A 23,761-nucleotide genomic window follows, 5' to 3' on the forward strand; every position below is an offset into this window, starting at 1 on the left:
TGGCAAGTCAATATTGGCAACAACATGGAAAGGGAAGCGCTGCAGTCGTGCCTTCAGAGAGCGGAGCCGTTACGCTGAGAGGAACCGCAGGACATTCGACGCCGCGTGTCGCCCCGGAGTTGCTCGGGCTGAACGGATTTTGCTTACGAAGCATGAAGCATCCGCTAGGCTCGGCCGGTCACAGCCGTTATCTGTTCAAGTGCCATGTGGCGCGCGTTGCGCGTAGATCCGCATGGAATGAAGGTGGTACCACGGAAGCTAGAACCTTTCGTCCTTTGCGACGGAAGGTTTTTTATTTTTTTTAACCCGATGGAGGTAGTATAGGATGTCAGATAACCAACCAACGACCGCGATGCCGACAACTTATGATCCGAAGAGTGCGGAGCACAAATGGTACGAGTATTGGATGAAGGGCGGCTATTTTGAAGCGGGCAAACGTCCCGACGCGCCCAAATATACGATTGTTATCCCGCCTCCGAACGTAACCGGCATGCTGCATATCGGCCATGCGCTCGATTTTACGCTGCAGGATATCATGACGCGGACTAAGCGGATGCAAGGCTTTGACGCGCTCTGGCTGCCAGGCAGCGACCATGCCGGCATTGCTACGCAAACGAAGGTGGAGCAGAAGCTTCGCGAGCAAGGGCTTTCGCGTTATGACCTCGGCCGCGAGAAGTTTCTGGAGAAGGTTTGGGAATGGAAAGAAACCTACAATAACACGATCCGCGAGCAATGGGCGAAAATGGGCTTCGGGCTCGATTATTCCCGCGAACGGTTTACGCTGGATGAAGGCTTGTCCCGTGCAGTGCGCCAAGTATTCGTGAAGCTGTACGAGAAGGGCTTGATCTACCGCGGCAAAAAAATTATTAACTGGGATCCGGCCGCTCGCACTGCTCTGTCCGACATTGAGGTCGAGTACAAGGAAGTCAATGGCAATCTGTATCACCTGCAATACCCGCTCGCAGACGGCAGCGGACATCTGACGGTCGCAACGACGCGTCCGGAAACGATGCTGGGCGATACGGCAGTTGCCGTACATCCAGAGGATGACCGGTACAAGCATTTGATCGGCAGCACGCTCATTCTTCCGATTATCGGCCGCGAAATTCCGATCGTCGGAGACGAATATGTCGAGAAGGATTTTGGATCCGGTGCCGTAAAAATTACGCCAGCGCATGATCCGAATGACTTCGAGCTGGGCCTTCGCCATGACCTGCCGCAAATTACGGTCATGGACGAAAGCGGTACGATGAACGATCAGGCCGGACCTTATGAGGGGCTTGACCGTGCGGAATGCCGTAAGCGCATTGTGAAGGATCTGCAGGAGCTCGGCGTTTGCATCCGCATCGAGGAGCATGTCCATCAGGTCGGCCACTCGGAGCGCAGCGGCGCGGTAGTAGAGCCGTACTTGTCCACGCAATGGTTCGTTGCGATGAAACCGCTGGCCGATCGCGCGATTGAAGCCCAGCGCGAAGGCAAAGGCGTTAACTTCGTGCCGGATCGGTTTGAGCGGACGTATCTGCAATGGATCGAGAATGTGCGCGATTGGTGTATTTCCCGCCAGCTGTGGTGGGGACATCGCATCCCAGCATGGCATCACGCTGAGACTGGCGAGATTTATGTCGGAACGGAAGCGCCGGAGGGCGCTGATGCGGAAGGCTCGCCTTGGAAGCAGGATGAGGATGTGCTTGATACGTGGTTCAGCTCCGCGCTATGGCCTTTCTCGACGCTGGGCTGGCCAGATGAAGATCACGAGGATTTCAAACGCTTCTATCCGACGGATCTGCTCGTAACAGGCTACGACATCATCTACTTCTGGGTTGCGCGGATGATCTTCACTGCCCTTGAATTTACGGACCAAATTCCGTTCAAGGACGTGCTGATGCATGGTCTCGTCCGTGACGAGAACAATCAGAAGATGTCCAAGTCGCTTGGCAACGGCATCGACCCGCTCGATGTTATCGAGAAATATGGTGCAGATGCGATGCGCTTCATGCTGTCGACGAACAACACGCCTGGCCAGGATCTCCGGTTCCGTTGGGAGAAGGTTGAGCAAGCGCGCAACTTTGCCAATAAGATTTGGAATGCATCGCGCTTCGCATTGATGAATTTGGAAGGCGTATCGGCTGCCGATATTGACATTACTGTACCGCTCGGGACGGCTGACCGTTGGATTCTTCATCGCTTGAACGAAACGTCGCGTGATGTGACGCGGATGATCGACAGCTACGATTTCGGCGAAACGGGCCGCCTGCTTTACAACTTCATTTGGGACGATCTATGCGACTGGTATATCGAGTTTGCGAAGCTCAACTTATATGGCAGCGACGCAGCGGCGAAGAAAGCTACGCAATCCGTCCTTGCTTATGTGCTGGACCGGACGCAGCGGTTGATCCATCCGTTCATGCCGTTTATTAGCGAAGAGATATGGCAACACTTGCCGCATGAGGGCGAAACGATTACGCTTGCAGCTTGGCCAGTATATGAAGCTGCGTTGGAAGCGCCAGAAGCGGTTAAAGAGATGGAGTTGCTGATGGATCTCATTCGTTCCGTTCGTAACATTCGTGCGGAAGTAAACGTGCCGATGAGCAAGAAGATCGAGCTGATCATCAAACCGGCAGGCCAAGCCGAGCTGGCGATTGTAGAGCGCAACCGCGAATTCGTGGAACGCTTCTGCGGCACCTCCAAGCTGGATATTGCGCTCGCTGTCGAAACGCCAGAGAAGGCGATGACCGCGATTGTGACCGGCGCCGATCTGTACTTCCCGCTCGCGGGCCTCATCGACATTGCCCAGGAAATAACTCGCCTGGAGAAAGAGCTGAAGACGCTGAACGGCGAAGTGGAGCGGATCGAGAAAAAGCTTGGCAATGAAGGCTTCGTCGCCAAAGCTCCGGCTAAAGTGATCGAGGAAGAAAAAGCGAAAATGGCGGATTACGCCGACAAACGCGACAAAGTGCTGGCCCGCATCGCCGAGCTTCGCGGATAACGGCCGGAAGGAAGGTAGCGGATACAGATGAACGATAAACAAACAGGGACGGCGGCAGACGCCGTTCCGCTTCACTCCTATACAGAAGCAGCAGATTGGATTAACGGCTTGATTCCTTTCGGAATTCGCCCAGGCTTAGAGCGGATGCAGCTGCTCATGGAACGGCTCGGCAATCCGGAGCGCAGATTGAAATTTATCCATGTGGCAGGCACGAACGGCAAAGGCTCGACCTGTGCGTATTTGACATCGATTCTGCTTGCATGCGGTTATGATGTAGGGACGTTCACATCCCCGTACATTACGAAATTTACGAACCGGTTCCAATACAACGGCGAGGATATTCCAGAGGAAACGCTTACGAATCTAGCGAATATGTTGAAGCCGCATGTCGAGGATATCGCAGCAACAGAACTGGGTTCTCCGACGATGTTTGAGGTGTCGACAGCGATTGCCATTCTTTATTTTGCTAAAGTTACTTTCCCTGATTACGTTGTATGGGAGACGGGACTGGGCGGACGGATGGATGTGACGAACATTGTGTCGCCCGTGCTCTCGCTGATCACGAACGTCGGACACGACCATATGGATGTGCTGGGCGATACCATCGAGGATGTGGCTCGCGAGAAGGCTGGCATTATCAAGCCGGGCGTTCCTGTCGTGAGCACGGCTACCCAGCCGGAAGTGATCGCTGTGCTGAAGGAAAAAGCGAAGCAGTCGAAAAGCACGTTGTATTTGCTCGGCGAACAGTTTAACTATGAGCGGCGTATTGTAGAAGAAAATCGCCAAACATTCGATTTCACAGGGCCGTTCCGTTCCATCGAATCGCTTGAAATTACGTTGAATGGCGGCCATCAGGTGGACAATGCCGCATTGACGATTATGGGACTTGAAGTGCTTCGCCAGTACGCTGCGCTGCTGCTTGACGATGAGGATCTCGTGAAGGGACTTCGTACGACCGCATGGCCGGGACGGTTGGAAATGGTGTCGCAAAAGCCGCGTATACTCGTGGACGGCGCACATAATCCCGAAGGGGCGAAGTCTTTGGCTGCCGCGCTGCGTACGACCTACTCCTATAATCAGGCGCATGTCATGATGGGAATGCTCGAGAATAAGAATCACAGAGACGCTTTGCGGCATATACTGCCAATAGCGAATACGCTGATCGTGACCGAGCCCGATTTTCGAAAAAAAATGGACGCGGCTTCGTTTGCGTCTATCGTACGAGAGGTTGCGTCAGAAGAAGGCTTGACGGTGGAAGTCATTGTCGAACCGGATTGGCGTGCGGCGCTCGATAAGCTTGAGACACTGACAGCAGATGGCGATCTTGGCGTCGTGACGGGAACTTTGTATCTCATTTCTGACGTGCGCGCCCAGCTGCTTCATATCAAGGATTCTGAAAAAGGTTGGTGAACCGTCTTTGAATACGGCAGAACATGTGCATTTTATCGGCATCGGCGGTTATGGGATGAGCGCAATTGCGCGTGTCATGCTGGAAATGGGTTATAAGGTGACGGGGTCCGATGTGGTCCGCGCAGAACTGACGGAGAAGCTTGCGCAAAAAGGGGCAGGCATCTTCATCGGCCATGAAGCGGAGCATGTTAAGGGCGCCGATCTCGTTGTGTACTCAACCGCGCTCTCGAAAGACAACGTAGAACGGAAGGCTGCGGAAGAGCTGAACATTCCGGTGCTGCATCGCGCACAGATGCTTTCCCGACTCATGAATGCTGGCAAGGGCGTTGCAGTTGCAGGCGCCCATGGCAAAACGACGACTTCGTCGATGATTGCGCTCGTGATGGAAACGTGCAAAATCGATCCGACGTACATTATTGGCGGCGAAATCGTCAATGTGGGCACGAACGCAAAAGCCGGCAAAGGAGAATACGTCGTTGCAGAAGCGGATGAGAGCGACGGCTCATTCCTGCAATACCATCCTACAATTGCAATTGTGACGAATATTGAACCAGATCATCTTGAAAATTACGAAGGCGACTTCAACAAGCTGAAAGAAGCGTACGTCCAGTTTCTGCATCAAGTGAAGCCTGACGGCAAAGCGATCGTATGCATTGACGATACGAATCTGCAGGAAATGCTGCCTTCGCTCCGCGGCGGCGCTTTGCGAAACGATCAAATCGTGACGTACGGCATTGATCAGGAGGCTAATTATCGCGCATCAGATCTTCAATTAGGCGACCGCAAGGTAAGCTTCATCTTGCATCGTGACGGCGAAACGCTGGGCAACGTTGAACTGTCCGTTCCCGGTCGGCATAATGTATACAACGCGATGGCTACGATTATTACTTGCCTCGAGGCAGGCCTCTCGTTCGAGTCCGTCGCTGAAGCGATTCGTTTGTTCCGCGGGGCCAAGCGGCGTTTCCATGTTCTTGGCGAGAAGAATGATATTCTTGTCATCGATGATTACGCGCATCATCCAACGGAAATTCAAGCGACGATCAGCGCGGCCAAAGCGACGGGCAAGCGGATTGTTGCTGTATTCCAGCCACAGCGATATACGCGTACGTATTTCCTGCTGGAGCAATTCAGCTGTGCGTTCGGCGAAGCAGATGAGGTTATTATTACGGATATCTATTCGCCAGCAGGCGAACAGCAAATTGAAGGCGTGCACTCCCGTAAACTGGTCGAGATGATCGTCCAGAACAGCAATGCGAATACCGCTTATGTCCCAACGAAGGAAGAAGTGCTGGAACGGCTGATCGCGTCGAAGAAGCCGGGCGACCTGATTATTACGATGGGCGCCGGCGATATTTGGAAGGTAGCTGCGGCATTAGCGGAAAGTTTATAACAATACATTCGAAGTAAAATGGCAAATAGGCAAGCTCGCGCATAGCGAGTTTGCCTATTTTTTTCTTTATTTTAAAAAAACACTGCCGTATACTGGAGGGGAAAATAAAAAATACATAAGGATGGTTGAATTGAAACAGAAATTATCGATTTTATTGCTTATCTGTATGGCAGTGATGCTGGTGCCAGCCACCGTATTCGGAGCTGTCGCTGTCAGCGTCACGGTTGACGGGACGGCTGTCAAATTTACGCAAGCGCCTGTACGTAAAACAAACGTTACGATGGTAGAGGCTAAGCCGTTAGTTGCCAAAATCGGCGCAACCTATGCGTTTGACACGAAAACCAAAACCGCAACGATTAAGAGCGGCGCTTCCGTGGTGAAGCTGACTGTTGACAGCAAGTCGGCGGTCGTCAACGGCGTGAAAAAAGCATTGACGGTCGCTCCGTACAGCCTCAAAGGCTACATCATCGTTCCTGCTGAGTTCGTTGTTCAGAGCTTGGGCGGCATTGCCAAGTGGGACGGAAGCAGCAAGCTGGTCGTCACTTCCCCAGCAGCTGTCACAAAGCTGAGTAAAGCGAAAGCGCTTGATGCGGTGAATCAGTATATTCAGTTGCATGCCAAAGAGGATGCCAAAGGGATTCAGGCAGCATGGCTGCCAAAGTATTGGAATGCGGATTTCAAGGAAGGCATGTTTGCAGCGTTTGAACAGTATGACATGCAAATTAAGGTAACGAGCAACGTTGTAACGGCGTTCTCTGCTTCGCAGGTTACGATTGAAACGGAATTTAAAGTGCAGTATTCGAGCGAGTTGTACATACCGGGCGAGGTTGTTTCTGAGACATTCGTGCTAGTAAAAGACAGCGCTGGCGCCTGGAAAATCAAGAGCGAGAGGTTAGATGACTCTGTTCTAGATCTTCCTGAAACGCCAGCTGCAACGACGCCAGAATTCGCTTCAGGCGTGAATAGCTTCGTTCAACAATATGTGGCTTCGCTGAACGCTGCAGATGTGGAAGCAATTGGCGGCTTGTTCACGGCGGATTCGGCAAGCAAAGAGGAGCAGCTTGGATACTGGGAACAATTGTTCGCTGATTATACTTCCGTCTTTAAGGTCGAGAATCCATTCTTCCTTTCTGTAGATGAGAAAAACGGCAAGGCTGCCGTCCTCATCACTTACGAGATTGAAGATGAAGAGGAAGAGTACTCCTATGAATCGATTCTTTATCTATCGAAGGACGATGCAGGGCAATGGAAGATTAGCGATGTATTAGACCTTTACTAAACCGAATAACGAGTTGATCCAAACAAGCGGCAGAATTCTTAACGGAAATCTGCTGCTTGTTTTTTCATTGGGCGCGAAAATGGACTTGTCGTCATAAATCTCGCAGCCTGCTCATAGATTAGTAGTACAGAACGGGAAGAACGAATGCTTTCGAAGGAGCGAAGGACGATGAAACGAGAGTCACGAATGACATTCCGCTTTGATGCGAATGAAGCACAGTCGGGCCGTTTAGCGGCGGATGAGAAACGGATAAAACCGCAAATGCGCGTAGTGTCGGACAGGCTGGATGCAGCAGAGGGCGTTTCTTCATCGCTGCCTGAGCATATGGAGTCGAGCTCTCGCGATCCTTTATTCCAATCGGATATTCAAGCTTTGGAGCTGCTTATTAGATCGGAGAACGGCGCGATTAGTGAGACGTTCGAGCATGGGGAATCGAACGGACAACGGCAGGAGCCTGCGAAGGAGGCCGCTTCGGAGCGCACGTGGCATTTTCCCGAACCGATTCAACGAAACAAGCGAAATCTGGATCATACCGAACGAAAACTAATTTCGATTCCGAATCGTATACAGGTAGAGGACGCAGACGTTGAAGCTGCTCGCGAAACGATGTCGATTGAGCCGACTGGCTATCCGGATGAACGCGTGGAGGATTCTCCAAAAAAAGATGCTATCGTTAAGCCTGATTTATCTGACTTGCTTACGGACGAGTCTTTTGTCGAATTAACAGGACAACGTTTCGACAAGAGGTCCCTCGGGGTAGATTATACAAGGACGCACCCGCGAGGCCCTTCTTGGCTTAAAGTGTTTGCTTCGGTGACAGGCGCCATAGCGACGGGGGCGCTGTTCGGGTACTTGGCGCTTTCCCTATTCGCAGGACAAGGTCCTTGGGCAGATGATGCTAAAGGGCAATCGCCTGCGACCTTGAAGACTTCCGCTGAAAATTCGGATCGAACGAGCAATGGCGAGCAATCGGTCATTTCGCTCCCGAATTCACCGGGTACAGGCGCCGCGGAACCGACTGGCTCGTCTGGTTCATCCGCTTCGGTCAAGCTTAATTTGCCTGCAGTGACCTACTCGACGCTCCAATATGGGGTGTTCAGCTCGGCAGAAGGTGCGGATGCGGCAGTGAAGGAGCTTAAGGACAAAGGACTGGCTGCTTATCGATGGGATACGGAGCAAGATTATCGCGTTTATGTAGGCGTCTCGCGAGAACGGGATGGCGCGCTTGCGCTAAGTCAATCGCTCGGCGGTATCGAGGTGTATGTAAAATCGATAGAATTGCCAGCTGTCGACAAAATGGCTTTTGCAGGCGAATCGTCCCAGCTTCAGCAATATTGGGAGCAGACGAATGCGCTCGTTTCCACATTGGACCGGTTAACGCTGGACCAATTAGAGCTGGCGACGCCGCAACCTATAAGCGGAGCGCAATCAGCGGCATGGTCGAAGCAGCATGAGCAGTGGCTTGCAACCTCATCCGCCATCCGTTCCAAATTAACGGATGAGCAGAAAAAATTAGCCGTTCGTTTGGAGCAGGCGATTAATACAGCTGCGGTTTCCTTGGCGGAATATAACAAGAAGCCGGCTGAGGCTCATCTGTGGAATGCGCAGTCCGCATTGATGACCGCGATATTCGTTGAAAAAGGATGGTTGGAATCGAACCCTGGATTGTAAACCGTTTGGATACCGCTTATAATGTCCATAGGTGTCAATTCATGGCGAGAGGCGTTGAAGGATGAAGAAGAATGGCTGGACCCTCCTTCTATTTATCGTGCTCGGCTTGCTTTCGGGAGCACTCGTAGCAAAATGGTTAAAAAAGGTGTCAGGCCTTTCGTTTTTAACGAATACATCGACCATCACATGGTCGCCTGATGCGGATTTATATGTGTTCAGCTATGATCTGACGATCCGGCTGGAGCTTAGCTTGCTTAGCATACTTGGGGTAGTTGCGGCAATCTGGTTGTATCGCAAGCTTTAGAACCTCAAGCGGCAGCGATGCTGCATGCAAGTCAAGAGAGGAAGTGCCTTTTTCAGTGGCTCATAACGGAATTCGTTCCGAAACCAATCATATAAGCCAGCTCGTGCTGGCCTCATCGTCTCCGCGCCGGCAGGAACTGGTCGCATCCCTCGACCTTTTTTTGCCGGTTCGTATTTTGTCCAGTGATGCAGACGAGTCCGTGCCTGCTGAATGGTCGGCTTCGCAGGTTGTCGAAAATCTGGCATTGCGTAAAGCGGAAGCGGTCGTAGCGACACTTCAGCATGAGGCGCTCGCTGATCGTGGCGGGAGCGGCTCATCGCTAGTCATCGGTGCCGATACCATTGTTGTATTGGACGGAGAAGTGCTTGGCAAGCCTGTTGACAAGCAAGACGCTATTGCTGCTTTAAGTCGGCTGCAAGGCCGCGCCCATGAAGTGTTCACAGGCGTAGCGCTCGTCGATTCGGCAACTGGACAGCGTTCCGTGAAGCACCAGCGGACGCAGGTATGGATGAAGCCGTTGTCGACAGAGCGGATTACAAGGTATGTAGAGACGGGCGAGCCGATGGACAAGGCGGGAAGCTATGCGATTCAAGGGCTTGGCGCCACGAATGTGGAACGGATTGAGGGCTGTTATTTTAACGTCGTTGGATTGCCGTTGTCTTTGCTGTCAGACATGCTGGCCGATTACGGCATAAACGTATATTGATGAGAAGGCAGGTTGGGGCATGGAGTTGAGAGCGCAATTGATGCGCGATGTCCCCCGTGAAGAACGACCTAGAGAACGCATGATGGCACATGGGGCTGAGGCGCTGAGTCATTCGGAATTGTTGGCGATTTTATTGCGAACGGGTACGAGCCGGGAATCTGTCGTTGAGCTGGCCTCGCGCTTGCTTCAGGAATGCGGCGGACTTCGTAATCTGGTCGATTTCAGCCTGGAGCAGTTGATGGAGCTGCATGGCGTAGGACCGGCTAAGGCGCTTCAGCTGAAAGCGGGAATTGAGCTCGGGCGAAGAATTGCTGCTTCCCGTTTCGGAGACCGGCCTGTCATCAAGCGGCCGCAAGATGCAGCGGAACTCGTGATGGATGAGCTGCGTTATCAGTCTAGAGAGCATTTCATGTGCTTGTTTCTAAATACGAAAAATCAAGTCGTAGCGAAGGACATGCTATCGGTTGGAACATTGAATGCTTCATTGGTCCACCCGCGAGAGGTGTTTCGCGAGGCGATTAAGCGCAGCAGCGCTTCCATTATTTGCGCCCATAACCATCCCAGTGGTGACCCAACGCCCAGTCCGGAAGATATCTCGTTAACCCGGCGTTTAGCGGAAGCGGGAGAGTTGATCGGAATCGAGGTTTTGGATCATCTGATCATTGGAGATGGAAAGTTTGTTAGTTTGAAGGAGCAAGGCTTGTTGTAATATAATAATTAGGATTGTGGTTATGAAGAGAAGGGAGCTTTACAAACATGTTTGGAGGATCGAAAGATTTAGGGATCGACTTGGGAACGGCGAATACCCTGGTCTATGTGCGTGGAAAAGGAATTGTCGTTAGGGAGCCATCTGTGGTTGCCTTACGTACTGATACGAAGACGATTGAAGCGGTAGGCGAGCATGCAAAGAAAATGATCGGCCGAACACCCGGCAACATTCGGGCGATTCGCCCGATGAAGGACGGCGTTATTGCTGACTTTGAAACAACCGCTACAATGATCAAATATTTTATCCGCCAAGCGCAAAAGCAGCGTGCGCTTTTCCCGCGTCATCCGAACGTTATGGTATGTGTGCCATCGGGCATTACGGCCGTGGAAAAACGCGCGGTTGAGGATGCGACCAAGCAAGCGGGCGCGCGCGAAGCTTATACGATCGAAGAGCCGTTCGCAGCAGCGATCGGTGCTGATCTTCCCGTATGGGAGCCGACAGGCAGCATGGTTGTCGACATCGGCGGCGGTACGACTGAGGTAGCTGTCATTTCGCTTGGCGGCATCGTGACAAGCCGTTCCATTCGCGTCGCTGGCGATGAGATGGATGAGGCGATTATCCAGTACATCAAGCGCGTATACAATCTGATGATCGGCGAGCGGACTGCTGAGCAGCTAAAAATGGAGATCGGTTCAGCTATGCCGTTCGACCGCACGGAATCGATCGAAATTCGCGGGCGCGATCTTGTGTCCGGCCTGCCGAAGACATTGTCCATTTCCTCGGAGGAAATGAGAGAGGCGCTCACAGATACGGTTAACTCCATCATCGACGCGGTAAAGATCACGTTGGAGAAGTGCCCGCCGGAGCTGTCTGCTGATATTATGGACCGTGGCATTGTTTTGACCGGCGGCGGCGCACTGCTGCACAGCCTGGACAAGCTGCTGGCACGCGAGACAGGGATGCCTGTTATCGTTGCCGAGAATCCGCTCGATTGCGTAGCGATTGGCACGGGACGCGCGCTTGACAACATTCATTTATTTAAGAACAAATCGTCGTCTTCCCGCTCTAAGCGTTAGGTTACAGGCGGTTTCTCTTACGTATTAGTTTACCAATGGGCGGTGATTGAACTGTTTAATCTGATGAGAAACAAACGACTGTTCGTCCTCATGATCGGATTGATCTTGTTCATCGCAGTGCTCGGATTTTCGCTTAACGACAGGAAGCTGTCGGCACCCGAAAAGTTCGTCAATGATTCCGTCGCCTACGTACAGCAATGGTTTTACAAGCCCGCTGGCTATATAGCGGGCTTGTTTGAGGATATTGGCAGCATCCGATCCCTGCATGAAGAGAATGAGCAGCTCCGGACGACGGCAGCGGCTTACGCGCGAGACAAGATCAAGTACAACGTCATTGAGAAAGAAAATGTACGGCTGCAGGAAAAACTCCATTTTACAGAGCGACAAAAAAAGTTGAATGATTATGAATATTTGATTGCGCAAGTCGTCGCTGTAAGCCCTGATCCTTATAATCCGACCATTCGCATTAATCTCGGGTCAGAGAACGGGATCAAGAAAGATATGGCGGTAGTTTCGGAAGATGGGCTGGTAGGCATTGTCGATAAGGTGTCGGCATTCTCCTCCAGCGTTCAGCCGATTTCTTCTCTGGATGAGAAATCGCCAAACTCCAAATCGATTTCCGTCACGGTGCTTGGTCGTGAAAATGAATCATTCGGTATTATTAGTACTTACGATAAGGAATCGGGAAGGCTCATGATGAGCCGCATTCCCGAGAAGGATCCGATGATGGTGGGCGATACGGTCATCACTTCTGGCTTAGGTAACGTGTTCCCTAGTGGTCTGGTTGTCGGGACAGTGGAAACGCCGCCGCAAGCAGGCGATTTTGGACTGACCAAAGTGGCGTCCGTGCGGCCATTAGCCGATTTTGACCGTCCAACGGAGCTCTTCGTCGTGAAGATGTCGGAGACAGGGGATGAAACGCCATGACGACCGGGCGACTGGTCGTCTTGATGTTCGTTCTTTTCCTGATCGAGGGCACGCTTGTTCCGTGGTTCATGCCAGAACAGCTGACAGGCAGGCTCATCCCGCATTTTACATTCGTCATTGTGCTGTATACGGCGTTGTACGGCGGACGGCATAAAGCGCTTGTGCTCGGGCTTGTTTTCGGGTTGCTGCAAGATATCGTCTACTATGGCCATCTGCTCGGCATTCATTCGTTCTCGATGGGGCTGCTTGGTTATCTAACCGGGCTGCTGCTGGAGAAAAAGCGGGTTACCATGATGAGCGCATTGCTCGTTGTGACTGTTTGCTGTCTCGTCTATGAGACGGTTATTTACGGTGTTTATCTCGTCTTCCGGTTTACTCGCGAAACCTATGAGTACGCGATGATCGATCATATTTTGCTTAGTACGTTTCTTCAATTGGGCTTTGCTTTAGTTGTTTACGTGCCGGTTCGGCGTTGGGTTGACCGTTCGGGCTATGCCATGAAACCGGAAAATGAAGAAGAATAAGCGCGTTCGGCAGGATTCGAGGCATGTCGAAAAGAAAGAGTAGATTGGAGGAGGGACGTTCGTTGACCGAGAAACAGCATATTACGATTAAGGGCGTTAAAGAAGGTCTCGTGTTCCTTCTCGATGATCGCTGCGAATTTTCGGCTTTGCTCGATGAGCTTCACTATAAGTTGGAAAAAACGCATCAGCAGCTGCTGTCAGGACCGCTTATTCACGTTCATGTCAAATTAGGCAGCCGTGAAACGACAGAGGATGAGAAGGATCGGATTAAATCGGTGCTGCGCCAAAGGGGCAACCTGCTCGTGCAATCCATTCAAAGCGAGGCAGAGCAGGTATCTGCAGCAAACAGCAATAAGCAAGAAATGAAAGTGATGTCAGGCATTATTCGATCCGGACAGGTGGTCACGCATGACGGAAGCTTGCTTCTGCTTGGTGATTTGCATCCTGGCGGGTCCATTATATGTACAGGGGATATTTACGTCATGGGAACACTGGCTGGTATGGCACATGCTGGGGCTGAAGGGAATGCCGATGCGATTATCGCTTCCTCCTTGCTTCGTCCGACACAGCTGCGCATTGCTGAAGTGATTAGCCGGCCTCCAGAGGAATGGATGACTGGAGATGCTGCTATGGAATATGCATTTTTGCAAGAAGGCATCATGCAAGTCGACAAGACGACCCAATTGTTCCGGATGCGTAAAGATCCGATCGTGTATAAGGGAGTGTAGTTCATGGGAGATGCGATAGTCGTAACTTCAGGAAAAGGAGGCGTCGGCAAGACGACGACGTCTGCGAATTTGGGCACGGCACTTGCGCTACTCGGCAAAAAAGTATGCATGGTCGATACGGATATCGGATTGCGCAATCTGGATGTCGTGATGGGTCTTGAGAACCGTATCGTATATGACCTTGTCGATGTTGCAGAGGGACGCTGCCGCTTGCAGCAAGCGCTCGTGAAGGACAAGCGGTTCGAAGAGTTGTATATGCTGCCCGCCGCTCAAACGAAGGATAAGCATGATGTTTCGCCAGAGCAAGTGCGCGACATGATTCTTGAATTAAAGAAGGATTTTGATTTTGTTATTATCGATTGTCCAGCAGGAATTGAACAAGGTTTCCGTAATGCAATTGCTGGGGCGGATCGGGCAATTGTCGTTACAACGCCGGAAAACGCGGCTGTTCGCGATGCGGATCGCGTGATCGGTTTGCTTGAACAATCGCAGGTTGCATCGAAGCTCGTGATCAATCGAATTCGGCCAAGCATGTTGAAGACAGGCGATATGCTCGATATCGACGAAGTGTGTCAGGTGCTTGCAATCGATTTGCTCGGTATCGTGCCGGATGACGAGAAAGTCATCAAGTCTGCCAACGCCGGAGAGCCGACGGTCATGGACCCTTCGTCGCGTGCCGCGATCGCTTATCGCAATATTGCGCGCCGAATTTTAGGCGATATGGTTCCGCTTATGCCCTTAGAAGATAAGACGGGGATGCTCAAACGATTCCGCAAGTTCCTTGGAATAGGATGAATTGAATGTGATTAATAAATTCAAGAAGCTAGACTGGGGTATCCTCGTATTGCTGCTGCTGTTTATGTGCATTAGTACGATGATCGTTCACAGCGCGACATCATACGATCCGCGATACGCCTCCTATGATACGAAGACTGTCATTTTCTATTGCATTGGCTTTGGTGTCGTTCTGCTCGTCTCCTTGATCGATTATCGGTTGCTCTTGAAGGGCTGGTATATCTGGTATGCGATCGGTCTCCTATCGCTCGTGCTCGTTTTCTTCTTAGCCAAAGAAATTAACGGCGCGCGCAGCTGGTTTGAGTTCGGCGGGCTTCAGTTTCAGCCGGCGGAGATGGTCAAGATCGTGCTCATTATCGGCATTGCTTTCCTAATGGGTAGGCGACAGGGAGAGCCGCTGCTGCTCACGAACGATGTTTTGCCGGTTGCCCTGTATGCCTTCATTCCATTTATGCTCGTCATGATGCAGCCTGACCTTGGCAATGCGATTATTTATTTGATCATCGTGCTGGGTATGCTTTGGATCGGAAACGTCAAGTATTCGCATGTCCTCGTAGGGCTATCGGTCGTTGTCGGCTGCATTCTCGTGTTCGGCATTTTGTTCAATACGTACAATGCTCAAATCAAGACGTATCTGACCGAGCACGAGAAGCTGCATTGGTACCAGCGGATTAACGGGTTTATGAATCCGGGCAACGCATCGGAGAAGGAAGTTTATCAAGCAACCAAGGCGAAGATCGCGATAGGTTCAGGCGGACTTGCGGGCGATGGATACTTGAAGGGCGATTCGAAAAATAAAGCGTTCATCTCGTATCCATACTCGGACTCCATCTTCGTCGTCGTCGGAGAAGAGTTCGGTTTCCAAGGGTCTGCTGTGCTCCTTCTGTTGTATTTCCTACTGATCTACAGGATGATCCTAATTGCCTTCCAGTGCTACGACAAACGGGGGTCGTTCATGATTATCGGGATTGTCTCGATGTTCGTGTTCCAGATCTTCGAAAATATCGGAATGATGATCGGGCTGATGCCGATCACGGGGATCACGCTTCCGTTTGTCAGCTACGGCGGTACGTCATTGCTGCTTAACATGCTATGCATCGGGCTCGTATTTAGCATTAAAGTGCATCAAGAGAAGTATGAATTAGATACGTAAGCTGTCAGCTCTCCTTTCATCCTCGGATGAAGGAGAGTTTTTTGGTGCAATAGGACTGGTCATTGTGTACAAAAAAATAGGGAAAACATTAACGATATGACCTCATGACAGGCGTATATTCGAGGTGTATCATGTCACTATACCTAACCTCCGCAATTCTGTGCCCAACTTTGCAAACCACGGACGGCTTTATGGTTCGCTGAACGATTGTGAATGGTGGAGGATGATGCGAGAATGACACAGTTCGAATGGATCGTGCAAGGCGGAGATGTCGTCCTTTCAGATGGGGTGAAGCGGCTAGATATCGGAATTGCAGGCGGCGTAATCGCGGCATTAGGCGAGCAACTGGACGCGGGCAACGCCCAGATCATTCCTGCTGCGGGCTTGACCGTTCTGCCGGGAGCGATTGATGTCCATGTCCATCTCAATGAGCCAGGCCTTGGCCATTGGGAGGGCTTCCGTACCGGAACGTCAGCGCTTGCGGCAGGCGGTTGTACGACCTGCTTTGATATGCCGTTGAATGGGAGGCCGCCGACCGTATCGCTTGCCGCTCTAAAGCGCAAGCAGCGTGCAGCTGAATCGGCGTCGCGTATCGATTACGGCCTGTGGGGCGGATTAATGCCCGGTTTTCTGGATCAGATTGAACCGTTAGCGGAGGCTGGCGTCATCGGGTTCAAAGCTTTTATGTCTTCGCCGGGAACGACCGAGGAAGGGGATTTCCGCGAGGTGGATGATCTTCTTCTGCTCAGAGGGATGGCGCGGATCGCGCCCACCGGAAGGCTGCTCGCGCTCCACGCGGAGAGCGAATCAATCGTCTCCGCCCTTGCCGACGAAATGCGTAACGAAGGGCTTGTGGATGCCCGTTCTTATGCGATGACGCGTCCCGTATGGGCGGAGCGCGACGCTGTGCGGCGAGCATTGCTGGCTGCCGAGCTAACAGGCTGTCCGGTCCATTTTGTTCATATCAGCAGTGCGGAGGCAGTCATGGACATTGCGGAAGCGCGACGATCGGGCGTGGACGCGTCGATTGAAACCTGCGCCCATTACTTAACGCTGACGGTAGATGACTTTGTGGAGCTCGGAGCAATCGCCAAGTGTGCGCCGCCGCTGCGAGATACGTCCAACCTGGAGCGGATGTGGGAGTTGATCGCGGACGGTACGATTGATCTGGTTTCCTCCGATCATTCGCCCTGTCCGCCCGAGCTGAAGCTGGGCGATAATTACTTTGAAATATGGGGCGGCATTTCGGGCGCACAGAGCACGATGGAGCTGATGCTCGACGAGGGCTGTCTAAAACGCGGGATTTCCCTCGTGACAGCAGCTCGCGTTCTTGCGACTGCGCCGGCGCGGCGGTTCGGAATATCGGATCGTAAGGGTGAGATTCGAATCGGGTTAGACGCTGATTTGGCGATTGTGGATATGAACCAGCCGTACACGCTGAAGCGGGAGCACCTGCTGGATCGGCATCGGCAGAGCCCTTATGTCGGCAAAACATTCGGCTGCCGCGTTCTCCGCACGCTAGTGCGCGGCCAGACGGTCTACGAAGCTGGCGGTGCTGGGATTGCCGATAACCAACTGGAGGGCATCCTCATCCGTCCCACGGGTTTCTCAGAGGCCCAGCGAATAGAGAGGGGGAACGCAGCCGATGGACGAGGATAAAGGAAAGCTATTGGCGTGGCTCGATCAGCATGATGAACGGTTATATGAGATGATTCAATCGCTCGTGCGCGTACCCTCGGATAACCCGCTTGGCGATTGCAGGCCGATTGCAGCCAAAACGGCGGAGCTGCTTGCCCAGTGTGGCTTTGCTCCAGTGAGGCTGCCCGTGCCTGCTGAGGCCGTACAATTAGCGGGCATGCAGGCTGTCGATAATGTCATGGCAGAGCTAGTCGTAGGCGATGGCCGAGGGCCGGTCATCGCTTTGAATGCTCACGGCGACGTTGTGCCGCCGGGCGAAGGATGGCGATTTGATCCATACGCTGGCGATATCGTGGAAGGCAAACTCTATGGTCGCGGAGCCGCGGTATCCAAGTCGGACATCGCGGTGTATACGTTCGCTGCGATGGCGCTTCGCGAAACGCGTGCAGCCGGTGCGGGGAAGCTCGTGCTTGCGTTTACCTTTGACGAGGAAACAGGCGGCGAAATCGGCCCGCAGCGGCTGCTGAAGCAAGGTCAAATCCGGCCGGATTATGCGATTTGCGCAGGGTTTACCCATTCAATCGTGAATGCGCATAACGGGTGCTTGCATCTGGAGGTAACCGTTAAAGGCAAGTCGGCGCACGCCGCCATCCCGGATACGGGAGCAGATGCCATCGAAGCGATGAATGGACTGCTGAATGTGCTGTACGCGCATCGCGCAGAGCTGCGAACGATACAGTCGAGCGTGATCGGCATCCATTCGCCGACGCTGAATATCGGATTGATTAACGGCGGCATCAACACGAATGTGGTGCCGGATCGTTGTGCGATTCGGCTGGATCGTCGAATCATACCGGAGGAGCGGCCAGAGCAGGTTGAGCGGGAGCTGATAGCGCGGCTTGAGCAAGCCGCCGAGCGATATCCAGGCGTTGCGATAGAGGTTCGCCGCATTTTGCTGGCATTGCCGTTCGGTCCTGTCTCGGAGAGCTCGCCGCTTATCGGCGCGATCCAGAGCAATGCCAGCCGAATGCTGGGAAGCCGTTTGCCGGTCGAAGGCGTGCCCTTGTACGCGGACGCGAGGCATTTTTACGAAGCGGGCATTCCGACGGTCATGTTCGGAGCGGGTCCGCGTACGTTGGCAGAAGCAAATGGACATCGAGCGGATGAGCATGTCCGGCTATCGGATGTTTCAGCTGCTGTGCGGATCGTCGCCCTGTCGCTGTATGATTTATTAAACCTTGCATAAGTGTGCAATTGAAGGAGATCAGGCATGAACATAGTGGTGTTGGATGGCTATACGCTGAACCCCGGCGATTTGAGCTGGGCGCCGTTGGAGCAGCTTGGCAGTTTGACTGTATACGACCGCACGAGGCGCGATCAGCTGCTGGAGCGCGCGCAAGGCGCGGATGTGCTGTTTACGAACAAAACGTCCTTGGATGCGGCTGCAATTTCTGAATTGCCCAATTTGCGGTACATTGGCGTACTGGCCACGGGTTATAACGTAGTCGATACGGCAGCGGCTTCCGAGCGCGGCATTGTCGTGACGAATGTTCCCGATTATAGTACGGCTTCGGTCGTTCAGCTTGTTTTTGCTTATTTGCTTGAGCATTGCCATCACGTGCAGCGTCATAGCGATGAAGCGCAGGGAGGGCGATGGAGCGCTAGCGCCGACTTTATGTTCGCCAGCTATCCGTTGATCGAGCTCGCAGGCAAAACGATCGGGATCGTGGGCTTCGGCCAAATCGGCCAGCAGGTGGCGCGAGCAGCGCTAGCCTTCGGCATGCAGGTGCTGGTCCATTCCCGTACGGCGAAGCAGGTGCCGGGACTGGAGCAGATACCATTCGTTTCGCTGGAAGAGCTGCTGGAGCGCTCGGATTTCATTACGCTGCATTGCCCGCTTACGCCGCTCACGGAGGGGCTTGTGAACAAGGCAGCAATTGCACGAATGAAGCCTTCGGCGTTTTTCATTAATACGGCGCGCGGGGGCCATGTGGTGGAGGCGGATCTTGCGGAAGCGCTCAATGCTGGCACGATTGCGGGAGCGGCATTGGATGTGCTCGCAGTAGAGCCGCCGAAGCCGGATAATCCGCTGCTGACGGCGCGCAATTGCATCATTACGCCGCATATCGGCTGGGCAACCCTCGAGGCGAGAGAACGACTGATGGGAATTGCGGTCCAGAACTTGACACAATATTTGGCTGGCGAGACGGTCAATCAAGTAAACGAGTAAAGTAAATACTTAAGCTCATTTGGTTGCAAAAAAACGGTTATAGCGATTGATGCGCAATATGCATCTTTGGCTGCAACCGTTTTTTTTGATTCATTCGTAATCAAGCGGACGCACGCCTTCACTTTGTTTCATAGTTGTCCCAGCGTTGTCATACATATAGGACAAGTGAAGGAGGGCGATGAGGATGAATGATCGCATCCGCGAGAGGCAGCAGCAGCGGATTCGCCGTATTATCGAGCAGGGACGAGCAATTCCATCTTGGGAGGAGCCCTATATTGAGCTTCCGCCATATTCGCAAGGCGGAATGACGAGCGTGCCGCCGCCTGCCGCCGTGCAGGCAAAGCCGGCTCTGTCGCCGCCATCGCCACAGCCAAGGCAATCTCATCCGCCATCGCCCCCATCTTTTGCGAGAAAAACGGACATGAAGGATACGAAGGCAATGGCGCCTTATGAGCAGGACCCCGAGAAGCTATGGAAAGCCAACGGAGCGCCGTGGCTTGGCTGGGAATCGGGGCCGCAGCGGCCGACAGACCCGTCTATCCGATTGCATGCAGGCGGCGGGCCGCGCTTATGGCGGATGCTTGGCTTACAGCTGGCGGCAAGCGCTATTTTGTTCGGTGCGGTGTGGGGAATGTTCAGGCTCAATGAAGGCCCGGCTGTGGAAGGACAAACGTTCGTCACGGCTGCGCTAACGTCCGAAATTAATTTTAAAGGCGTATCCGACTGGTATGCCAAAACGTTCGCAGGCTCGCCTGTGTTTATTCCGCTATTCGGCGATAATCACGAGGCGCAGACAGTTGGCGGCGGCGCCCAGACGACGATGGCTGTCGTCTCTCCTCTGCCGGAATCGACGCTGGTCAGGTCGTTCGCGGAGTCGCTAAGCGGCATAGAATTGGCAGGGGAATCGGGTGAGGCGGTCGCGGCTGCAGAAACAGGGCAGGTTATCTTGCTTACGCCGGATAACGGCGAAGGACAAACTGTCGTCATTCAGCATGCGGGCGGAAGGCAAACGCATTATGGCAAGCTTGCCGCCTCATCGGTAAGCAAGAACGATTGGGTAGAAGCGGGCGATGTGATCGGACATTTGCGCACGGCTGCCGAGGGCGAGTCGAGCCTGCTTTATTTTGCAGTGAAAGAAGAAGGGCGTTACGTCGATCCGACGGACGTGATTCCGCTTGATTAAAGCGTTTGGCATTATATGGTCTGTCCATCCGCTGTTCGTCATCGTGATGCTGTTATCTATTGCGGCAGGCCGGTTTGCCGAGCTTTTGACGCTGTTCGTCCTCGTTTTTGTGCATGAGCTGGGCCATGTCGTGGCGGCGCGCGCATTTGGCTGGACGATACGTGAGGTTAAGCTGCTGCCCTTCGGCGGCGTTGCCGAGGTTGAGGAAGCGGGAGGAATGCCATCGCGAGAGGAAGCGATAGTTGCGTTGGCGGGGCCGCTTCAGAACGTATGGATGGGCCTTGTCGCTTGGGGGCTAGGCCAGACCGGCGTATGGGATGCGGAGTGGACGCAGGGGCTGATTCAGGCCAATGCGATGATTGCGTTGTTTAACCTGCTGCCGATTCATCCGCTCGATGGCGGGAAGCTCCTGCAGTGCTTGCTTGGCAGCATGTTGGCCTATCATAAAGCGTTGTCCTGGACAATCGGCATAAGCATTGCGCTCAGCCTGCTGCTAGGTTTGTCGGCTTGTGCTTATCCGCTATGGCCGGGAGATCGCATTCAGCTGAATTTGCTTACGATCGCGATGTTTCTAATTGCGACCAATTGGACGCAGCGCCGTCACCTTCCGTTTCTTTTCATTCGGTTTCTCATGAATCGGGACCGTTATGCCCAGCGTAGAATTGCCAAAGGCGTCAACGCATCTCCCATCATCGTTCGTCCTGAGGAAGCGGTGCAGTCCGTGCTGCGGCTCTTGCTGCGTGACAAAATTCACCTGATCTATGTCACTACACGACGAGGAGAACTGCTGGGCGTGCTGCCGGAATATGAGCTGCTGTATGGATTTTTTTCATCTGCCAATCCTAATCGCACGATAGGGGAATTGATCGTTTGACCCGCTGTCGGATCGTGCTATAATCGTCCTGAATAATCATGGACGGGCAGGTGAGCGTATTGAAGCAATTACTGGTCCAATGCCGAGTTGGCGGCGTTCAGGCTGCGGTTCTGGAGAATAGGGTGCTGGCCGATTATGCATCGGAGCGGCAGGACCCTGAGCAGCCGGGGCGTACGCAGCCGGGCGCTGTTCTTGGCAATATTTATCGCGGCAAAGTGGTGAATGTGCTGCCTGGCATGCAGGCGGCTTTTCTGGATATCGGATTGGCAAAAAATGCGTTCCTCTACATCGACGACGTGCTCGGCGTTGCCCAAGGAAAGAACCAAAATAAAGAGAAGCCTTCCATTCGCGATGTGCTGAGGATCGGCCAGGAGCTTACCGTCCAAGTAATTCGGGAGGCGAGCGGCGTCAAAGGCGCAAGAGTCACCATGCATGTATCGCTGCCGGGAAGATGGCTTGTCTATATGCCAAGCGCGGGTTATGTAGGCGTGTCGCGCAAGATCGATGACGAGAAGAAGCGGGAGCGCCTCCGATTGTTTGGCGAGCGAATGCGCCTTGCTGAGGAAGGCGTTATTTTACGTACGGCAGCAGCAGAGGTTATGGACGCTGCGCTAAGCGACGATTTGTCCTCGCTTCGTGAACGCTGGCAGAAGATTGCCGGGCTTGCCAAGCAGCGGAAGGCGCCTGCTGAGCTTCATCAGGAGGCCGGGCTCATTTATCGCATCGTCAGGGATATGCTGACCGCCGATACGGACGAGATCTGGGTCGATGAAGAAGCGATATTCGAGCAGACGGTGGCGCTGGTTCGCGAGATGGCGCCGGGCAGCGAACGAAAGGTCAAGCTGTATCCGGCAGCGAGCAAGGCCAGCCTGTTCGCCCACCATGACGTCGACCGGCAAACGGAATCGGCGTTCAGCAGAATCGTTCAGCTTGCCAGCGGCGGTTATATTGTATGGGACGAGACGGAGGCATTGACCGTCATCGATGTCAACACGGGCAAATTTATCGGGACGGACAAGCTGGAGGACACGCTTTATCGGACGAACTCGGAGGCCGCTGAGGCGATTGCCCGATTGCTGCGGCTTCGGGATACCGGCGGCATCATTATTATTGATTTCATCGATATGGAAGAGGAAATGAACCGGCAGCGCATCTCGCAGCAGCTGGAGGAGCTTGTGCGCCGCGACCGTTCCAGATGTACCGTTGTAGGCTGGACAAGGCTTGGGTTAATGGAAATAACTCGCAAAAAAGCAAGGGCGACAGCAGCATCCTTTTACCCGATTCGACCATAAATCATGCATAAATCATCCGCTCCTTTTATTCAAAGTTTGCATAAGGGTTGAACAAATGAATTGGGCGTGATACAATACTCGGGTGCATGTTCGCGGGTATCCCCGTGGGACGCACAAGGTACCGCTCCGATCGGGTATAGAAGCGCAATGCGCTTGGCGCATGCCACCTAGATTCAGGCGAGTCTTCGACTATAAGGAGGTGCACCATCCATGTACGCAATTATTGAAACGGGCGGCAAGCAATACAAAGTCCAAGAGGGCGATGTTCTTTTCATCGAGAAACTCGAGGCTGGCGCAGGAGAAAGCATTACTTTCGATCGCGTTCTTGCCGTATCCAAAGGCGACGCTCTCGTCGCAGGAACGCCGGTTGTAGCCGGAGCATCGGTTTCTGCTAAAGTTGAGAAGCAAGGCCGCGGTAAAAAAATCATCGTTTACAAATACAAAGCGAAGAAAAACTACCGTCGTAAACAAGGCCACCGTCAACCGTACACGAAAGTGACGATTGAATCCATCAAAGCGTAATCGGTTCACGTGATGATTACGGTCACATTCGTGCGGAGCGCCGCTAATCGGCGAATCGTATCGTTCGCAGTCTCCGGACATGCGGATTATGCGAAACGTGGACGAGATATCGTCTGTGCGGGCGTTTCTGCAGTTACCGTGGGAACAGTGAATGCGATTGAAGCAGTTGCAGGCGTAGCGCTTCCGGCGTCGATGCGAGACGGTTGGGTGCAGTCGGATATTCCGACGCAGGCTGATCCGTCCGTCGACGAACGGGTGCAGCTGCTGCTTGAGGGCATGGCGGTCATGATCGATACGATTCAGCAATCGTACGGCAAGTACGTTGCTATTCAAGAACAACTCGTCGAATAAAGGAGGGAAACCA

22 protein-coding genes are annotated in these 23,761 nt (G+C 53.2%); all 22 read left to right on the forward strand.

Annotated elements, in window-relative coordinates; genetic code table 11:
- Window positions 1-325: 325 nt before the first annotated feature.
- The 22 genes from PAECUDRAFT_RS19280 to PAECUDRAFT_RS19385 all read left to right on the forward strand — a co-directional run bounded on the left by PAECUDRAFT_RS19280 (window position 326) and on the right by PAECUDRAFT_RS19385 (window position 23,748).
- Window positions 326-2,986, forward strand: a complete 2,661-nt coding sequence (locus PAECUDRAFT_RS19280) for a valine--tRNA ligase (RefSeq protein ID WP_006039816.1) — start codon at window positions 326-328, stop codon at window positions 2,984-2,986.
- A gap of 27 nt (window positions 2,987-3,013) precedes the next feature.
- Window positions 3,014-4,396: a bifunctional folylpolyglutamate synthase/dihydrofolate synthase gene (locus tag PAECUDRAFT_RS19285; protein ID WP_006039817.1), complete on the forward strand. Its 1,383-nt coding sequence runs from the start codon at window positions 3,014-3,016 to the stop codon at window positions 4,394-4,396.
- Window positions 4,397-4,403: 7 nt separating this feature from the next.
- Window positions 4,404-5,786 carry a UDP-N-acetylmuramate--L-alanine ligase gene (gene murC / locus PAECUDRAFT_RS19290; RefSeq protein WP_040713373.1) on the forward strand — a complete coding sequence of 461 codons (1,383 nt, stop codon included), beginning with the start codon at window positions 4,404-4,406 and terminating at the stop codon, window positions 5,784-5,786.
- A 130-nt stretch (window positions 5,787-5,916) separates the two neighbouring features.
- A complete protein-coding gene (locus PAECUDRAFT_RS19295; RefSeq protein ID WP_006039819.1) occupies window positions 5,917-7,065 on the forward strand; it encodes a stalk domain-containing protein in 1,149 nt (382 codons plus the stop codon).
- A 168-nt stretch (window positions 7,066-7,233) separates the two neighbouring features.
- Entirely contained in the window at window positions 7,234-8,736 is a 1,503-nt protein-coding gene (locus PAECUDRAFT_RS19300) for an SPOR domain-containing protein (protein ID WP_006039820.1), read from the forward strand.
- Window positions 8,737-8,797: 61 nt separating this feature from the next.
- On the forward strand, window positions 8,798-9,040 hold the full coding sequence (locus PAECUDRAFT_RS19305; RefSeq protein ID WP_006039821.1) for a DUF4321 domain-containing protein: 243 nt from the start codon (window positions 8,798-8,800) through the stop codon (window positions 9,038-9,040).
- 55 nt (window positions 9,041-9,095) lie between these two features.
- Window positions 9,096-9,746 (forward strand): Maf family protein, encoded by a 651-nt coding sequence (locus PAECUDRAFT_RS19310; protein ID WP_233516789.1) that lies wholly within the window; start codon window positions 9,096-9,098, stop codon window positions 9,744-9,746.
- 19 nt (window positions 9,747-9,765) lie between these two features.
- A complete protein-coding gene (gene radC, locus PAECUDRAFT_RS19315; RefSeq protein WP_006039823.1) occupies window positions 9,766-10,455 on the forward strand; it encodes a RadC family protein in 690 nt (229 codons plus the stop codon).
- 47 nt (window positions 10,456-10,502) lie between these two features.
- Window positions 10,503-11,531: a rod shape-determining protein gene (locus PAECUDRAFT_RS19320; RefSeq protein ID WP_006039824.1), complete on the forward strand. Its 1,029-nt coding sequence runs from the start codon at window positions 10,503-10,505 to the stop codon at window positions 11,529-11,531.
- A gap of 63 nt (window positions 11,532-11,594) precedes the next feature.
- Window positions 11,595-12,458: a rod shape-determining protein MreC gene (gene mreC / locus PAECUDRAFT_RS19325; protein ID WP_040713466.1), complete on the forward strand. Its 864-nt coding sequence runs from the start codon at window positions 11,595-11,597 to the stop codon at window positions 12,456-12,458.
- Window positions 12,455-12,982: a rod shape-determining protein MreD gene (gene mreD / locus PAECUDRAFT_RS19330; RefSeq protein ID WP_006039826.1), complete on the forward strand. Its 528-nt coding sequence runs from the start codon at window positions 12,455-12,457 to the stop codon at window positions 12,980-12,982. Before mreC ends, mreD begins: the two co-directional genes overlap by 4 nt.
- 62 nt (window positions 12,983-13,044) lie before the next feature.
- On the forward strand, window positions 13,045-13,710 hold the full coding sequence (locus tag PAECUDRAFT_RS19335) for a septum site-determining protein MinC (protein WP_006039827.1): 666 nt from the start codon (window positions 13,045-13,047) through the stop codon (window positions 13,708-13,710).
- A gap of 3 nt (window positions 13,711-13,713) precedes the next feature.
- Window positions 13,714-14,505 (forward strand): septum site-determining protein MinD, encoded by a 792-nt coding sequence (minD, locus tag PAECUDRAFT_RS19340; RefSeq protein ID WP_006039828.1) that lies wholly within the window; start codon window positions 13,714-13,716, stop codon window positions 14,503-14,505.
- Window positions 14,506-14,512: 7 nt separating this feature from the next.
- Window positions 14,513-15,658, forward strand: coding sequence for an FtsW/RodA/SpoVE family cell cycle protein (locus tag PAECUDRAFT_RS19345; protein WP_006039829.1), 1,146 nt, complete (start codon window positions 14,513-14,515; stop codon window positions 15,656-15,658).
- Window positions 15,659-15,892: 234 nt separating this feature from the next.
- Window positions 15,893-17,317 (forward strand): allantoinase AllB, encoded by a 1,425-nt coding sequence (gene allB, locus PAECUDRAFT_RS19350; RefSeq protein ID WP_006039830.1) that lies wholly within the window; start codon window positions 15,893-15,895, stop codon window positions 17,315-17,317.
- Window positions 17,304-18,542: an ArgE/DapE family deacylase gene (locus PAECUDRAFT_RS19355; RefSeq protein WP_006039831.1), complete on the forward strand. Its 1,239-nt coding sequence runs from the start codon at window positions 17,304-17,306 to the stop codon at window positions 18,540-18,542. The genes allB and PAECUDRAFT_RS19355 overlap by 14 nt, the downstream gene beginning before the upstream one ends.
- 24 nt (window positions 18,543-18,566) lie before the next feature.
- Window positions 18,567-19,526, forward strand: coding sequence for a D-2-hydroxyacid dehydrogenase (locus tag PAECUDRAFT_RS19360; protein WP_006039832.1), 960 nt, complete (start codon window positions 18,567-18,569; stop codon window positions 19,524-19,526).
- 184 nt (window positions 19,527-19,710) lie between these two features.
- On the forward strand, window positions 19,711-20,709 hold the full coding sequence (locus PAECUDRAFT_RS24920) for a M23 family metallopeptidase (RefSeq protein WP_006039833.1): 999 nt from the start codon (window positions 19,711-19,713) through the stop codon (window positions 20,707-20,709).
- Window positions 20,702-21,583: a site-2 protease family protein gene (locus PAECUDRAFT_RS19370; RefSeq protein WP_006039834.1), complete on the forward strand. Its 882-nt coding sequence runs from the start codon at window positions 20,702-20,704 to the stop codon at window positions 21,581-21,583. The genes PAECUDRAFT_RS24920 and PAECUDRAFT_RS19370 overlap by 8 nt, the downstream gene beginning before the upstream one ends.
- 50 nt (window positions 21,584-21,633) lie before the next feature.
- Window positions 21,634-22,875 (forward strand): Rne/Rng family ribonuclease, encoded by a 1,242-nt coding sequence (locus PAECUDRAFT_RS19375; RefSeq protein ID WP_006039835.1) that lies wholly within the window; start codon window positions 21,634-21,636, stop codon window positions 22,873-22,875.
- A 210-nt stretch (window positions 22,876-23,085) separates the two neighbouring features.
- Window positions 23,086-23,397, forward strand: a complete 312-nt coding sequence (gene rplU / locus PAECUDRAFT_RS19380; RefSeq protein WP_006039836.1) for a 50S ribosomal protein L21 — start codon at window positions 23,086-23,088, stop codon at window positions 23,395-23,397.
- A gap of 12 nt (window positions 23,398-23,409) precedes the next feature.
- Window positions 23,410-23,748, forward strand: a complete 339-nt coding sequence (locus PAECUDRAFT_RS19385; RefSeq protein ID WP_006039837.1) for a ribosomal-processing cysteine protease Prp — start codon at window positions 23,410-23,412, stop codon at window positions 23,746-23,748.
- Window positions 23,749-23,761 lie beyond the last annotated feature (13 nt).

This window comes from Paenibacillus curdlanolyticus YK9 (assembly GCF_000179615.1).
GTDB lineage: Bacteria > Bacillota > Bacilli > Paenibacillales > Paenibacillaceae > Paenibacillus_T > Paenibacillus_T curdlanolyticus.

Bases quoted from the DNA above. Each gene is read 5' to 3' on its own strand.
- PAECUDRAFT_RS19280 (WP_006039816.1), top strand. From the start codon at position 326: ATGTCAGATAACCAACCAACGACCGCGATGCCGACAACTTATGATCCG.
- PAECUDRAFT_RS19285 (WP_006039817.1), top strand. From the start codon at position 3,014: ATGAACGATAAACAAACAGGGACGGCGGCAGACGCCGTTCCGCTTCAC.
- PAECUDRAFT_RS19300 (WP_006039820.1), top strand. From the start codon at position 7,234: ATGAAACGAGAGTCACGAATGACATTCCGCTTTGATGCGAATGAAGCA.
- PAECUDRAFT_RS19305 (WP_006039821.1), top strand. From the start codon at position 8,798: ATGAAGAAGAATGGCTGGACCCTCCTTCTATTTATCGTGCTCGGCTTG.
- radC (WP_006039823.1), top strand. From the start codon at position 9,766: ATGGAGTTGAGAGCGCAATTGATGCGCGATGTCCCCCGTGAAGAACGA.
- PAECUDRAFT_RS19320 (WP_006039824.1), top strand. From the start codon at position 10,503: ATGTTTGGAGGATCGAAAGATTTAGGGATCGACTTGGGAACGGCGAAT.
- mreC (WP_040713466.1), top strand. From the start codon at position 11,595: ATGAGAAACAAACGACTGTTCGTCCTCATGATCGGATTGATCTTGTTC.
- mreD (WP_006039826.1), top strand. From the start codon at position 12,455: ATGACGACCGGGCGACTGGTCGTCTTGATGTTCGTTCTTTTCCTGATC.
- minD (WP_006039828.1), top strand. From the start codon at position 13,714: ATGGGAGATGCGATAGTCGTAACTTCAGGAAAAGGAGGCGTCGGCAAG.
- allB (WP_006039830.1), top strand. From the start codon at position 15,893: ATGACACAGTTCGAATGGATCGTGCAAGGCGGAGATGTCGTCCTTTCA.
- PAECUDRAFT_RS19355 (WP_006039831.1), top strand. From the start codon at position 17,304: ATGGACGAGGATAAAGGAAAGCTATTGGCGTGGCTCGATCAGCATGAT.
- PAECUDRAFT_RS19360 (WP_006039832.1), top strand. From the start codon at position 18,567: ATGAACATAGTGGTGTTGGATGGCTATACGCTGAACCCCGGCGATTTG.
- PAECUDRAFT_RS24920 (WP_006039833.1), top strand. From the start codon at position 19,711: ATGAATGATCGCATCCGCGAGAGGCAGCAGCAGCGGATTCGCCGTATT.
- rplU (WP_006039836.1), top strand. From the start codon at position 23,086: ATGTACGCAATTATTGAAACGGGCGGCAAGCAATACAAAGTCCAAGAG.
- PAECUDRAFT_RS19385 (WP_006039837.1), top strand. From the start codon at position 23,410: ATGATTACGGTCACATTCGTGCGGAGCGCCGCTAATCGGCGAATCGTA.